Origin of the sequence: Streptomyces sp. NBRC 110611 (assembly GCF_001590865.1) — a bacterium.
In the GTDB taxonomy this organism is placed as follows: domain Bacteria; phylum Actinomycetota; class Actinomycetes; order Streptomycetales; family Streptomycetaceae; genus Streptomyces.
The window spans coordinates 77,832-91,526 of record NZ_BBUY01000001.1; the positions used below are offsets into that span (position 1 = coordinate 77,832).

Below are 13,695 nucleotides of genomic sequence, written 5' to 3' on the forward strand. Positions count from 1 at the left end.
GATCGGAAGCGTCAAACGTCACAGAGAAGCCCAGGTCACGGGCGTGCGCAAGCCCCCTCGCGGAATTCGATTACGCTCGACGCCATGGCCGACGCACCGTACAAGCTGATCCTCCTCCGCCACGGCGAGAGCGAGTGGAACGCGAAGAACCTGTTCACCGGCTGGGTGGACGTCAACCTCAACGAGAAGGGCGAGAAGGAGGCGGTCCGCGGCGGCGAGCTGCTGAAGGACGCCGGACTGCTGCCCGACGTGGTCCACACGTCCCTCCAGAAGCGCGCGATCCGCACCGCGCAGATCGCCCTGGAGTCCGCCGACCGGCACTGGATCCCGGTTCACCGCAGCTGGCGGCTGAACGAGCGCCACTACGGCGCGCTGCAGGGCAAGGACAAGGCGCAGACCCTGGCCGAGTTCGGCGAGGAGCAGTTCATGCTCTGGCGCCGCTCGTACGACACCCCGCCGCCTGCCCTTGAGGACGGCACCGAGTTCTCCCAGAGCGACGACCCGCGCTACGCCGGCATCCCCAGCGAGCTGCGCCCGCGCACCGAGTGCCTCAAGGACGTCGTCACGCGCATGCTGCCGTACTGGTACGACGGCATCGTGCCGGACCTCCTCGCCGGCCGTACGGTCCTGGTCGCCGCCCACGGCAACAGCCTGCGCGCCCTGGTCAAGCACCTCGACGGCATCTCCGACGCGGACATCGCCGGCCTGAACATCCCCACCGGCATCCCGCTCGCATACGAGCTGGACGCCGACTTCCGCCCGGTCACCCCCGGCGGCCGCTACCTCGACCCGGAGGCCGCCAAGGCCGCCATCGAGGCAGTGAAGAACCAGGGCAAGAAGAAGTAGCAGAACCAGCAGAAGTAGCAGGAGAGGCCGGCAGAAGCAGCCGGCAGGAGAAGCAGCGGGCAGGCAGCGGCCCCGGTCGGCGGTGTGCCGGCCGGGGCCGCTGTGGCGCTGGGCCGTGGGTGGCTGGTGTCGCTAGCAGCTGCCGCCGCACTGGCAGGGGCCGCCCTGCTGGCAGCCGCAGCCGCAGCCGGGGCCACAGCCGCAGGCGCCTAGCAGGGGGAGCCGAGGGCGGTCGAAGGCCGTCGGGTCGTCGTCCCGGGCGGCCGCCGCCGGGTCGGGGGAGTGCGAGTGCGCCGTAGGTGCCATGTCTTGCCTCCTAAGGGTCACCGTGGTGCCTGCGGGGTGATGCCCGGCGGGTCACCGCAGCCCATTGCAAGCCCGGGCGACAAGGCGCGTCAACGGCGCGTGGAGGCACGCGTCAACGGCGCACGGTGGCGCACGGTGGCTCACGGCGGCTCACACGGCGAAGCTGCGCCGCTCGCCCGCCGTCGTCGCTACGCGCCGTCGCCCGCCGTTCGGCTGTCGCTCGCCCGCCGCTCGCCCGCCGCTCGCCGTTACGCGCCCTCGACCGACGTCGGTGTGCTGATCTCGTCGGCGTGCTCGCCGGTCACCAGGTAGACGACCCGCTTGGCGACGGAGACCGCGTGGTCCGCGAAGCGCTCGTAGTAGCGGCCCAGGAGGGTCACGTCGACGGCCGTCTCGATGCCGTGCTTCCAGCGGTCGTCCATCAGGTGCTGGAAGAGGGTGCGGTGCAGCAGGTCCATCGCGTCGTCGTCCTGCTCCAGCTGGAGCGCGAGATCCACGTCCTTGGTGATGATGACCTCGGCGGCCTTGGCCATCAGGCGCTGTGCCAGCTGCCCCATCTCCAGGATGGTGGCGTGCAGATCGCGCGGGACGGCCGTATCCGGGAAGCGCAGCCGGGCCAGCTTGGCCACGTGCTGGGCCAGGTCGCCCGAGCGCTCCAGGTCGGCGCTCATCCGCAGCGAGGTGACGACTATCCGGAGGTCGGTGGCGACCGGCTGTTGCCGCGCCAGCAGGGCGATCGCCCGGGCCTCCAGGTCGCGCTGGAGATCGTCGACCTTCTCGTCGGCGGCGATGACGTGCTCGGCCAGTTTGAGGTCCGCGTCGAGGATCGCCGTGGTGGCGCGCCCGATCGCGGAGCCGACGAGCCGGGCCATCTCGACCAGGCCCTCGCCGATCGAATCCAGCTCCTCGTGGTACGCGTCCCGCATCTGTGACCTTCTCTCGCGTCTGTGGGTGTGTGGAAGGGAGTGGTGGGGGGTGTGGGGTGGAGTGGTCTGGTGGTGTGTGTGGGCGGCGAGTGATGTGGGGCGTTGTGCGTGGTGTGGGGGAGGTGGGACGGGGACGAGGTGCCGGGAGAACCTGTGCCCACGCTCTCACGGTCAGTGGCCCTACGGGCGGCCCGGCGGGAGGAAGCCATGCGCGACCCGCACCGCACCGCACCCTCACCTTTCGCCCTCTCACCTTGCGGCCGGATCGCGTCCTCCGGTCCCACCCGGGGTGAACCGGCACCGACGTGAAGGTGAACTCTGGGAGACGTCGTTCCGGCTGCGGGGCCGGCCGTGGGGCCGTCCGCTGAACCGTCCGCAGGCGGTCGCGCGTCGTCTCCCGGCTGCCGGAGTGAACCGGCGCGAACGCCACGGTGAACTCTGGGCGACGGCTGTTCGAGCAGCGGCTCTCGAGGCTGGGGCAGTGTCCGACCCGGCACATACTCTGGACTCATGAACGTGGATGCGGCCGTCGCCGCAGTGGCAGCGATCGCCGGGCTGTGCACCGGCGTCTTCGCCATGCTGGCGTTCCGCTGGAGCGAGCGCGACCAGGCCAAACCCACCCGTACCTCCCTGCACACCGACACCGAACTGCCGCCCGGCGTGGACACCGTCCTCTCCGTGCTCCGGTCCTCCGCCGTGGTCCTCGACGAGGCCGACGCCGTGGTCAAGGCCAGCTCGGCCGCGTACGCGCTGGGCCTGGTCCGCGGCGGCAAGCTCGCCGTCGAGCCGATGCTGCAGATGGCCCGCGACACCCGCCGGGACGGCGAGATACGCCAGGTCGAACTGGACCTTCCGCGCCGGGGCACCGGCCGCGGAGAGGCGCTGGCGGTCTCCGCCCGGGTCGCCCCGCTCGGCTCCCGGCTCGTCCTGCTGCTGGTCGAGGACCTCACGGAGGCCCGGCGCATAGAGGCGGTCCGCCGCGACTTCGTCGCCAACGTCAGCCATGAGCTCAAGACCCCCGTCGGCGCGCTCTCGCTGCTGTCCGAGGCCGTGATGGACGCCAGTGACGACCCCGAAGCCGTCACCCGCTTCGCCGGCCGGATGCAGAACGAGGCCACCCGGCTGACCAACCTCGTCCAGGAGCTCATCGACCTCTCCCGGGTCCAGAACGACGATCCGCTGGAGGACGCCGAGCCGGTCCCGGTCGACGTGCTGGTCGCCGAGGCGATCGACCGCTGCCGCCACCAGGCCGGAGCGAAGCAGATCACCATGGCCGCCGGAGGGACCGCCGACCTGAGCGTCTGGGGCAACCGCGGCCAGCTCGCCGCGGCCCTCGGCAACCTCGTCGAGAACGCCGTCAACTACTCCCCGGCGCGCACCCGCGTGGGGATCGCCGGACGCCGCGTCCCCGCGCCCGGCGGTGGGGGTACCTCTCAGGCTTTCGGCACCGGGGGAATGATCGAGATCGCGGTGACCGACCAGGGCATCGGGATATCCGAGAAGGACCGGGACCGTATCTTCGAGCGGTTCTACCGCGTGGACCCGGCGCGCTCCCGCGCCACCGGCGGGACCGGCCTCGGCCTCGCCATCGTCAAGCATGTGGCCGCCTCGCACGGCGGGGAGGTCACGGTGTGGAGTGCCGAGGGACAGGGCTCCACCTTCACCCTGCGTCTTCCGGAAGCCGGCGCCGTACGCGACCGCGGGCGGCCCGCCGCCGGCCGCTCCGCGGAGGGCCTCGACGACGAGGACCGCCCGTACGAGGGCCGGACCGACGAGGACCGCCCGTACGAGACCTTCAACGATCAGCTCCCTGCTCACCCAGCCCCGGAGGTCCTTCCGTGACCCGAGTGCTTGTCGTCGAGGACGAGGAATCGTTCAGCGATGCACTGTCGTACATGCTCCGCAAGGAGGGTTTCGAGGTCGCCGTCGCGGCAACGGGCCCTGACGGCCTGGACGAGTTCGAGCGCAACGGCGCCGACCTCGTCCTGCTGGACCTGATGCTGCCGGGCCTGCCCGGCACCGAGGTCTGCCGCCAGCTGCGCGGCCGCTCCAACGTCCCGGTCATCATGGTGACCGCCAAGGACAGTGAGATCGACAAGGTCGTCGGCCTCGAGATAGGAGCCGACGACTACGTCACCAAGCCCTTCTCCTCCCGCGAACTGGTCGCCCGCATCCGCGCCGTACTGCGCCGCCGCGGTGAGCCGGAGGAGGTCGCTCCGCAGGCCCTGGAGGCCGGCCCGGTGCGGATGGACGTGGACCGCCACGTCGTCACGGTCTCCGGCGGCAAGGTCGATCTGCCCCTGAAGGAGTTCGACCTCCTGGAGATGCTGCTGCGCAACGCCGGCCGGGTGCTGACCCGTATGCAGCTCATCGACCGGGTCTGGGGCGCCGACTACGTGGGCGACACCAAGACCCTGGACGTGCACGTCAAGCGGCTGCGCGCCAAGATCGAGCCCGATCCGGGCGCGCCGCGTTACCTGGTCACGGTCCGCGGCCTGGGGTACAAGTTCGAGCCGTAAGCCGGCGGTCGGCGAGAGGCGATATGCGTCAGGGGCGCCGGTCCGGGTGGGACCGGCGCCCCTGAGGTCAGTGGGGCCCGTAAGGAGGCCAATGGGGCCCGTGAGGCGCGCGGGAGCCGGTGAGGCACGCGGCGGCTCGTGCGGCGCTGGGGTCAGCGCTCGTTCTGCTCCCCCTGCTCACTCCGAGCCGCCCCCGCAGGCGACGAGGTCGGCGTGGCGCTGCCGGTCGGCGTGCCGGACGGTGTGCCCTTCTGGGTGGGCTCACCGGTGCTGTTCGGGGTCGCCGTACCGGTCGGCGACTGCGGGACCTGCGAGGGGCCGAAGTCCTTGAAGTAGGTCTTCGCCGGGACGACGAACGCGCTCAGCTTCACCTTGCCGGTGGAGCTGAAGTCGAACGTCAGCGGTTGGGCGTTCCCGTCCTGGACGGCCTCCCGGCCGCTCGCCAGGACGGCCGAGGCGTTGCCCTTGCCGCCGATCACGACGGAGCCGCCGGCCGGCACGGTGATCGGGCCCGATCCGCCCTCGGCGGGCGCGAGCTTCGCGGACTGGTGGGTGCCGTCGAGAGAGATCGAGGTCAGCTTCTGGTCCTGGGTGCCGTTGTTGAACAGCGTCACGGCCACCACCGCCGGGCCCTTCGCCTTCAGATCGGGCTGGGTGATGACGAGGGCGTTCTGGATCTGGATGTCGCCGGCGGAGGTCGCGGCGTTGTCCGGCTTGATCTCCAGCGTCTGGGCGTCGTTCCCGGCCGCGCACGCGGACAGCGTGGCGACGGAGAGCGAGAGGACGGTGGCGGCGAGGACGCCGCGTCGAAGGCTGCGGCTCACGGCGGCGGCATCTCCTTGACGAGCTACGGCGGCCGAACGTTCGTGCCCGGTCGCGGATGGACGGCTGGGCGGCGCTGCGTACGCGTCATACGACGGGCACGTAAAGCCGCCCTAAGGGTGTGTCAGCGCCGCTAGGTTACCGAGCCGTCCGCGCGCCGCCGCACCCGACCCGCCCCCTGGGTGATCACGGGCCCGGCACCCGCTGCCGGGAACACGACCGGAAGGCCGCCGGGAACACGACGGAAGGCCGCCGGGAACACGGCCGGAACGGGGACGAATATTCGCCACGCGACCGTTCGAGTGGCGCCCCACCCGTTTCTCCCGTCACGATTCTCCGGCGAAAAACAGTATTCACAGGGAATGTGGAGGCCCCGCGGAATTGATCACACTCTTCGTGGGCCGGTAGGTGATCAATTCCGGATTCGGCCGCGAGGGGTGTGCGGACATCCGAACGGAGTAGCGGAAGTCGCTCATGCGGATCCGTGCAAATCGGGACGTTCAGTCTGTCGATCATGGCCTTCCCGGAGTGTGACGGGCGTGTTTCCGTTCACCCGCGAAGCCCCTCCGACCTGCGAATACCCCCGTCACGGAGCCCCCGGAAGCACGTCCCGACCGCTGTTGTCAAGCCCCGAGATATGCCCTGACCTGCGAAAACGCCATTCAGAACGGCCCGTTCCCGTGTTAGCATGGATAGCCACGGAAGGGGTACCTGTCACATGACGTTCAAGGTTGGCGACACCGTGGTCTATCCCCATCACGGGGCCGCGCTGATCGAGGCCATCGAAACTCGCCAGATCAAAGGCGTGGACAAGACCTACTTGGTGCTGAAGGTCGCCCAGGGCGACTTGACTGTTCGTGTGCCAGCGGACAATGCGGAGTTCGTCGGCGTACGCGACGTGGTTGGTCAGGATGGACTGGACCGGGTCTTCGAGGTGCTCCGCGCACCGTATGCCGAAGAGCCGACGAACTGGTCCCGTCGCTACAAGGCGAATCTCGAGAAGCTTGCTTCCGGCGACGTGATCAAGGTCGCCGAAGTGGTGCGCGATCTGTGGCGGCGTGAACGCGAACGCGGACTCTCCGCCGGCGAGAAGCGGATGCTCGCCAAGGCCCGCCAGATTCTGGTGAGCGAACTCGCCCTCGCGGAGAACACCAACGAGGACAAGGCCGAGGCCCTGCTCGACGAGGTCCTCGCGTCCTGACGACGCCGCACGGCGACGGCTCGCCGTGACGACCTGTCCGTCGTGACGATGCAGCGACGTAGCAATGCCGCGGTGCCCGAGTGACGACCGCCCCGAAGGGGAGGGGTCTGTTGCCGGGCGCTGCGGCATATCTGGCATATCTGCGGGGACGGACGTAGCTGCTGGGGTGTATCCCTGGGGTGTACCCGCTGGGGGTGCATCTGCTGGTGAGGCGGCGATTCCGCTGGTCAGCGGCGATCTGCGCCGGGATCGGCGAGGACCGTCGGCTCACCGTGGAGAACCGGCGGTTCACTGTGGTGTGCCGGGCCCGGGCAGCTGACTCGACCGATGTCACGGAAGGGTCCGGTCAAGGCGTAACGCACCCGGCACTGCCCCGAGCTCTGCGAGCAGGGGGTACCCCCAGGCCATACCCATCCCGCCCGAGGAAACAAACCTGTCTGCGCCAATTCCGGGCTCGGCCCGGACTCCGGAGCCAACGATGTCAGAACCCTCCCGCCCGGTCCGCACCGCCGCGGTGATCCCCGCGGCCGGCCGCGGGGTCCGGCTCGGTCCCGGCACGCCCAAGGCGCTGCGCGCGCTGGGCGGCACCCCCATGCTGGTGCACGCCGTCCGCGCGATGGCCGCCTCCCGCGCCGTCTCGCTCATCGTCGTCGTCGCCCCGCCCGACGGCGCCGCCGAGGTCGACCGCCTGCTGAACGAGTACCCGCTCGCCGACCGCACCGGCCTCGTCGTCGTCCCCGGCGGGCGGACCCGCCAGGAGTCCGTACGGCTCGGCCTGGCGGCGCTGCCGCAGGACGTCGACGTCGTTCTGGTGCATGACGCCGCGCGCCCGCTCGTCCCGGTGGACACCGTCGACGCGGTGATTGCGGCGGTACGCGCCGGTGCGCCCGCGGTCGTCCCCGCGCTGCCGCTGGCCGACACCGTCAAGCAGGTCGAGCCGCAGGCCCAGGGCGCCCCGGAGCCGGTGGTCGGTACCCCGGAGCGGGCTCTGCTGCGCGCCGTCCAGACCCCGCAGGGCTTCGCCCCGGAGACCCTGCGCGAGGCGCACCACGCCGTCGTCGAGGGCGAGGGCGCCACCGACGACGCCGGGCTGGTCGAACGGCTCGGCACACCGGTCGTGGTCGTCCCCGGCCACGAGGAAGCATTCAAGGTGACCCGGCCGCTGGACCTCGTCCTGGCCGAGGCCGTACTCGCCCGCAGGAGGGCCACCGATGGCTATGTTTGAACCGACCGCGACGCCGCTGGTGGGCATCGGAACCGATGTCCACGCCTTTGAGCAGGGGCGGGAGCTGTGGTGCGCCGGCCTGCTCTGGGATGCCTCCGAGAGCGGGGGCTACGGGCTCGCCGGGCACAGCGATGGCGATGTCGTGGCGCACGCCGCCTGCGACGCGCTGTTCTCCGCGGCCGGGCTCGGTGATCTGGGCGCGCACTTCGGCACCGACCGCCCGGAGTGGGCCGGCGCCTCCGGCGTGGCCCTGCTGGAGGAGGCCGCCGGGATCGTGCGGCGCGCGGGCTTTGTGATCGGCAACGTCTCGGTGCAGGTCATCGGCGTACGGCCGAAGATCGGCAAGCGACGCCAGGAAGCCCAGAAGGTGCTGTCGGACGCCGTCGGGGCGCCGGTCTCGGTCTCCGGCACGACCTCGGACGGGCTGGGCCTGACGGGACGCGCCGAGGGCCTGGCGGCGATCGCCACGGCGATCGTGTTCACCGTGGCCTGAGCCTTCGCCACGGTCTGAGCCTTCGCCACGGTCTGAGCCTTCGCCACGGTCCGGGTCTCCCGCGCGGCCTGACGTCTCCTCCGCGGTCCGGTCCTCCGCGGTCCGAGCCGCCGGACCGCATGGCCCGGTGGCCGGAAACCGCGCCCGGATCTTGACATCGGGCGTATGCCGGATCCGGACGTCAGGCGTATGCGGCGCGGCGCCCGGCATTCCCGCCGGCGTGCGGGAATGCCCGGCGCCGCACGGGTGTTGGGGAGAAGCGGAGTACACCTACGCCCCGTGACTGGTCATGGCGCCGCCCCGGTGGAACGGCCCATCGGCACGGCTGACAGGAAGGACCCCTCGTGACCGCGACTCTCCCCGACTCCCTCAAGGAGCTCCTGGACACCCCTGTCTTCGTGACCCTGGCGACGATCCAGCCCGACGGCAGTCCGCAGGCGTCGCCGGTATGGGTGCTGCGGGAGGGCGACGATCTGCTGGTCTCGACGACGGTCGGCACGCGCAAGGAGGCCAACCTGCGCCGCGACCCGCGCGTCACCGTCGTCGTCCAGCCCTCCGACGCCCCGTACACCTACGCCGAGATACGCGGCACCGCCACGCTCACCACCGCGGGTGACCGGCGGCTCCACGACGAGCTGTCCTCCAAATACACCGGCAGGACGTTCGCGGAGTTCATGCCGGAGGCGCCCCATGACGCCGAGCGGGTGATCGTCCGGATCACCCCGCGCAAGGTGGTCGGCCGCGGCTGACCGGCGGGCGCTCCGGCGGGCCGGACGCTTGTCACGGATCTGTGTCCGTGCGGCCCATACGTCGCAGGGCACTGCCCGCTTCCTACTACCCTGGTTCCGTGACGATTCGCCTGTACGACACCAGCGCCCGGCAGATCCGCGACTTCACCCCGCTCGTGCCGGGCTGTGTCTCGATCTACCTGTGTGGTGCGACCGTGCAGGCCGCTCCGCATATCGGGCATATCCGGTCGGGACTGAACTTCGACATCATGCGCCGCTGGTTCGAGTACCGCGGCTATGACGTGACGTTCGTGCGCAACGTCACGGATATCGACGACAAGATCATTGCGAAGTCGCAGGCGCAGGGCCGGCCGTGGTGGTCGATCGGGTACGCGAACGAGGTCGCCTTCAACACGGCGTACGACGCCCTGGGCTGCCTGCGTCCGACGTACGAGCCGCGGGCCACCGGCCACATCCCCGAGATGATCGAGATGATGCGCGGCCTGATGGAGCGCGGTCACGCCTATGCCGCGGACGGCAACGTCTACTTCGACGTGAAGTCCTTCCCCGGGTATCTGCAGCTGTCCAACCAGGAGCTGGACAATCTGCTGCAGCCGTCGGGTGAGGGGGAGACGGGCAAGCGCGATCCGCGGGACTTCGCGATGTGGAAGGCGGCGAAGGAGGGCGAGCCGAGCTGGGAGACGCCGTGGGGGCGTGGCCGGCCGGGCTGGCATCTGGAGTGCTCGGCGATGGCCCACAAGTACCTGGGTGCGGCCTTCGACATCCACGGCGGCGGCGTCGACCTGGTCTTCCCGCACCACGAGAACGAGATCGCCCAGGCCAAGGCCTTCGGCGACGGTTTCGCCGCGTACTGGGCGCACAACGCCTGGGTGACCATGAGCGGCGAGAAGATGTCCAAGTCGCTGGACAACTCCGTGCTCGTCTCGGACATGATCAAGCGGTGGCGGCCGATCGTGCTGCGCTACTACCTGGGCACCCCGCACTACCGCTCGATGATCGAGTACAGCCAGGAGGCGCTGCGGGAGGCGGAGGCGGCCTTCGCGCGGATCGAGGGTTTCGTCCAGCGCGCGGTGGAGCTGGCGGGCGGTCCGGTGGAACCGGCCGCCGAGGTGCCGCCGGCCTTCGCCGAGGCGATGGACGACGACCTGGGCGTACCGCAGGCGCTGGCGATCGTGCACACCACCGTCCGCCAGGGCAACTCCGCCCTGAGCGCCGACGACAAGGAAGCGGCGGTGGCCCGCCTGGCCGAGCTGCGCGCCATGCTGGGAGTACTGGGCCTGGATCCGCTCGACGAGCACTGGGCGGGCGGCGGTACGGACCGGGGTGAGGACCTCCACGGGGTCGTGGATTCCCTCGTCCGTCTCGTACTGGAACAGCGCCAGGCGGCCCGCTCCCGCAAGGACTACGCCACCGCCGACGCCATCCGTGACCAGCTCCAGCAGGCAGGCCTGTCGATCGAGGACACCCCTTCCGGCCCCCGCTGGTCACTGACCTGATCACGGTTCGCAGCCCGGACCACGGACGGAAACGTCCGGGCCGGGGCCCGGAACGCCGTCGCGAGCGGCGCATCCGCCCGGTCGCACTCCGTAGCCACGTAGTCGGGGATTCGCCCTTCCGGGTGGCGACGGGCCACACTCAATCCATACGTACGTCCCCACTCCACGTCGCGAGACGTCGAGAGCAGTGAAGAAACAGGTGACCCATGGCCGGCAACAGCCAGCGCAGGAACCGCCGCACGTCCAACAAGAAGGGCGCCCAGGTCGGCAGTGGCGGTAAGCGGCGCCGGGGCCTGGAGGGCAAGGGCCCCACCCCGCCCGCCTCCGCGCGCAAGGGACACGTCAAGAACCGCATCGCCAACGCCAAGGCGAAGCAGTCCGCCAAGCGCCCGGCCCCGCGCCGGGGCGGCGCCAAGGGCACCGCGGAGCTGGTCGTCGGCCGTAACCCGGTCGTCGAGGCGCTGCGCGAGGGCGTGCCCGCCACCACGCTGTACGTGCAGCAGTTCATCGACAGCGACGAGCGGGTGCGCGAGGCCCTGCAGCTCGCCACCGAGCGCGGGCTGAACCTCCTGGAGGCGCCGCGCCCCGAGCTGGACCGGATGACGGGCGGTCTCAACCACCAGGGCCTGGTCGCGCAGATCCCGCCGTACGACTACGCGCACCCGGAGGACCTCTCCGCCGCCGCCTTCGACACCGGTGAGGACCCGCTGATCGTCGCGCTGGACGGGGTCACCGACCCGCGCAACCTGGGCGCCGTGGTCCGCTCCGTCTCCGCCTTCGGCGGTCACGGCGTGGTCGTACCGGAGCGCCGCGCCGCCGGTATGACGGCCGGTGCCTGGAAGACCTCGGCGGGCACCGCGGCCCGTACGCCGGTGGCCCGCGCCACCAACCTGACCCGGACGCTGGAGTCGTACCAGAAGGCCGGCCTGACGGTCGTCGGCCTGGCGGCGGACGGCGAGATGGAGCTGCAGGACCTGGAGGTGCTGGACGGCCCGGTCGTCATCGTCGTCGGCAGCGAGGGCAAGGGACTGTCGCGGCTGGTCGGCGAGACCTGCGACGTGCGGGTGCGGATCCCGATGCCGGGCGGCGCGGAGTCGCTGAACGCCGGTGTCGCGGCCGGTGTCGTCCTGTGGGAGGCGGCGCGGCGGCGCGGCTGAGCCCGCCGTCGGCCCGGGGCCGTCGAGCCCGGCCGCCCGGGCATGCGTATACGAGGGCGATGTACGGGTGCGACTGGGGCGCGCCGCACCCGTACCCCACCTCGGGTCATAGCCTGACCCTCCGTCCGCCGTCCGGCCGTCCCGTGATCGCCTTGACGGGCCTCGGACAGATCGGCGGGGCCGAGGCAGTGTCTTATACGCGAGTCACTCGGTTAGATGAGCGTGGACACCAGAACACCCCGCACGCCTTCGGGGGGACGCTCGCCGGGCTTCGATGACGAGCCGGGCCTGAGCTCGGTCAAGGTGCCGTGCGATCCCGCGCAGGTCATCGTCAACCACGCCAGCTTCCGCGTACAGCTCGCCGCACCGGTGACCGGTGCGGCCATGGCCGACACCGCGCGGATCCCCGCCGTTCCGCGCCCGGCTTCCGGTGCCCGGCGCCGAGCACCCGTGGTGTGGAGCGGCCGCACCGCACCGGGCGGCGCGGCCGGCGGCACCACGCAGCTCCTGCACGCGGTGCGCAACTCGGGTATCGGTCTCGACGGCGGTCAGGGCGAGGACGTCGGCACGACCCAGGTCCTGCCCCGGGTCCGCCTCGACGACCCCCCGCCCGCCCAGACCGCGCCGGCCCAGACCGTGATCGGCCAGCGCGGCCCCGCCGACTCCGACACCACCCTGATGCCCGGCATCCGCCGCGCGGGCGGCGCGTACGGCGACGACGGCGACCACACCGACCGCTACCGCACCCTCGACAGGGACGACGACGGCTGCGACGACAACGGTTACGACGGCTTCGACGGTTACGACGACGACCGCTACGGCGACGACCGGTTCGGTGACGACCGCTTCGGGGCGCGCGGCCGCTACGCCCGCGGCGGCGGGCGGCGCAGCGTCGACACCGTGCGCCACGCGTACTATCCCGGCCGCCGGATGAACCTCGGCGTCGTGCTCCTTCCGCTCCGCGTCTTCCTCGGCCTGATCTCGGTCTACGCCGGCATGGGGAAGCTCTGCGACCCCGTCTACTTCGACGGCGGAGAGCGCGGCTCCATGGTCACGTGGCTGCTCTCGCTCCACCCCTGGGCGCTGGCCGTGCCGCTGCGGGACTTCGCCGTCGCGCACCCTGTGGGCGCGGGCCTGACCGTCGCCTTCCTCCAGGTCGTCGTCGGCGTACTGACCATCTGCGGACTGTGGCAGCGGGTCGCCGCGGCGATCGGTGCGCTGCTCTCCGCGGCTCTGCTGATGACCGTCAGCTGGCGTACGGTCCCCGCCTACGACGCCCCCGACATCATCTACCTCGCCGCCTGGAGCCCGCTGATCATCGCGGGCGCTCCGGTCTACTCGCTGGACGGCCGGCTGGCAGGCGAGGCGTGGCGGCGGCTCGGCCCCCGGGTCGAGGTCGGCGACCTCCGGCGCCGGGTGCTGCGCCGTGGCGCCATGATGACCGCGATGGTGGCCGGGCTGACCCTGCTCATCGGCTCGCTCCTGGGCGGTGCCGTACGGTCCGCCACGGTCGCGACCGTGCCGCGGCCCGGCGAGCCCCCGGTGAACAACCTGCCCGGCTCACCGCTGCCCCGCCCCGGCAAGAGCACCACCCGCCCCGGCCAGCGGCACATCGGCACCGGCGCCCCCCGCCCCGGCACGCCCTCCACGGGCGCGTCCCACCGGGTGCGTACGCCGGGCAGGGCGGCCACGCCCACACCGGGCACCGGCCGCGCGACGGGCCGCACGGGCGGGCTCTCGCAGCAGCCCGGCGCCACCACCAGCGCTCCCCAGCAGACCACCCCGACCCGGGCCCCGGCCCCGACCCGCGCCCCGTCCACATCGGGCGGCACGGGCGGTGGCACGTCCGGCACGGGCACCTCCGGCAACAGCGGTTCCGGAGACTCCGGAAGCCGGGGCAACACGCTGGGCGGGCTGCTGGGCTAGCCCCTGGCTGCCTGCTGGGCCAGCCCTGG

General features: G+C 71.6%; 13 protein-coding genes. 10 read left to right on the forward strand and 3 right to left on the reverse strand.

Annotated elements, in window-relative coordinates:
• Positions 1 to 84: 84 nt before the first annotated feature.
• Entirely contained in the window at positions 85 to 846 is a 762-nt protein-coding gene (locus AZE13_RS00370; RefSeq protein ID WP_066925251.1) for a phosphoglyceromutase, read from the forward strand.
• A 132-nt stretch (positions 847 to 978) separates the two neighbouring features.
• Here the strand turns inward: AZE13_RS00370 and AZE13_RS36640 are convergent, their stop codons facing one another.
• A complete protein-coding gene (locus AZE13_RS36640; RefSeq protein WP_181690213.1) occupies positions 979 to 1,152 on the reverse strand; it encodes a hypothetical protein in 174 nt (57 codons plus the stop codon).
• Positions 1,153 to 1,400: 248 nt separating this feature from the next.
• Positions 1,401 to 2,078, reverse strand: a complete 678-nt coding sequence (gene phoU, locus AZE13_RS00375; RefSeq protein WP_066925254.1) for a phosphate signaling complex protein PhoU — start codon at positions 2,076 to 2,078, stop codon at positions 1,401 to 1,403.
• A gap of 510 nt (positions 2,079 to 2,588) precedes the next feature.
• On the opposite strand from phoU, the gene AZE13_RS00380 reads away from it, so the two are divergent.
• Positions 2,589 to 3,920 (forward strand): sensor histidine kinase, encoded by a 1,332-nt coding sequence (locus AZE13_RS00380; RefSeq protein ID WP_066925257.1) that lies wholly within the window; start codon positions 2,589 to 2,591, stop codon positions 3,918 to 3,920.
• Positions 3,917 to 4,597: a response regulator transcription factor gene (locus AZE13_RS00385; RefSeq protein ID WP_016572018.1), complete on the forward strand. Its 681-nt coding sequence runs from the start codon at positions 3,917 to 3,919 to the stop codon at positions 4,595 to 4,597. The genes AZE13_RS00380 and AZE13_RS00385 overlap by 4 nt, the downstream gene beginning before the upstream one ends.
• 152 nt (positions 4,598 to 4,749) lie before the next feature.
• Here AZE13_RS00385 and AZE13_RS00390 read toward each other — a convergent pair whose 3' ends face one another.
• On the reverse strand, positions 4,750 to 5,421 hold the full coding sequence (locus AZE13_RS00390; RefSeq protein ID WP_066925260.1) for a DUF461 domain-containing protein: 672 nt from the start codon (positions 5,419 to 5,421) through the stop codon (positions 4,750 to 4,752).
• Between the two features lie 716 nt (positions 5,422 to 6,137).
• Between AZE13_RS00390 and AZE13_RS00395 the strand changes: the two genes are divergently transcribed.
• From AZE13_RS00395 to AZE13_RS00425, 7 genes are all read left to right on the forward strand, one after another.
• Positions 6,138 to 6,620, forward strand: coding sequence for a CarD family transcriptional regulator (locus AZE13_RS00395; RefSeq protein WP_003953493.1), 483 nt, complete (start codon positions 6,138 to 6,140; stop codon positions 6,618 to 6,620).
• A gap of 478 nt (positions 6,621 to 7,098) precedes the next feature.
• Positions 7,099 to 7,845 carry a 2-C-methyl-D-erythritol 4-phosphate cytidylyltransferase gene (ispD, locus tag AZE13_RS00400; RefSeq protein WP_066925263.1) on the forward strand — a complete coding sequence of 249 codons (747 nt, stop codon included), beginning with the start codon at positions 7,099 to 7,101 and terminating at the stop codon, positions 7,843 to 7,845.
• Positions 7,838 to 8,338, forward strand: coding sequence for a 2-C-methyl-D-erythritol 2,4-cyclodiphosphate synthase (ispF, locus tag AZE13_RS00405; RefSeq protein ID WP_066925266.1), 501 nt, complete (start codon positions 7,838 to 7,840; stop codon positions 8,336 to 8,338). The genes ispD and ispF overlap by 8 nt, the downstream gene beginning before the upstream one ends.
• A gap of 344 nt (positions 8,339 to 8,682) precedes the next feature.
• Positions 8,683 to 9,087 carry a PPOX class F420-dependent oxidoreductase gene (locus AZE13_RS00410; protein WP_066925268.1) on the forward strand — a complete coding sequence of 135 codons (405 nt, stop codon included), beginning with the start codon at positions 8,683 to 8,685 and terminating at the stop codon, positions 9,085 to 9,087.
• A 98-nt stretch (positions 9,088 to 9,185) separates the two neighbouring features.
• A complete protein-coding gene (cysS, locus tag AZE13_RS00415) occupies positions 9,186 to 10,583 on the forward strand; it encodes a cysteine--tRNA ligase (RefSeq protein ID WP_066925271.1) in 1,398 nt (465 codons plus the stop codon).
• A gap of 206 nt (positions 10,584 to 10,789) precedes the next feature.
• Entirely contained in the window at positions 10,790 to 11,740 is a 951-nt protein-coding gene (gene rlmB / locus AZE13_RS00420; RefSeq protein WP_066925274.1) for a 23S rRNA (guanosine(2251)-2'-O)-methyltransferase RlmB, read from the forward strand.
• 216 nt (positions 11,741 to 11,956) lie between these two features.
• The gene (locus AZE13_RS00425; protein ID WP_066925277.1) at positions 11,957 to 13,666 is read left to right on the forward strand and encodes a DoxX family membrane protein; all 1,710 of its coding nucleotides are present in this window, start codon (positions 11,957 to 11,959) and stop codon (positions 13,664 to 13,666) included.
• The last annotated feature ends 29 nt before the right edge of the window (positions 13,667 to 13,695 follow it).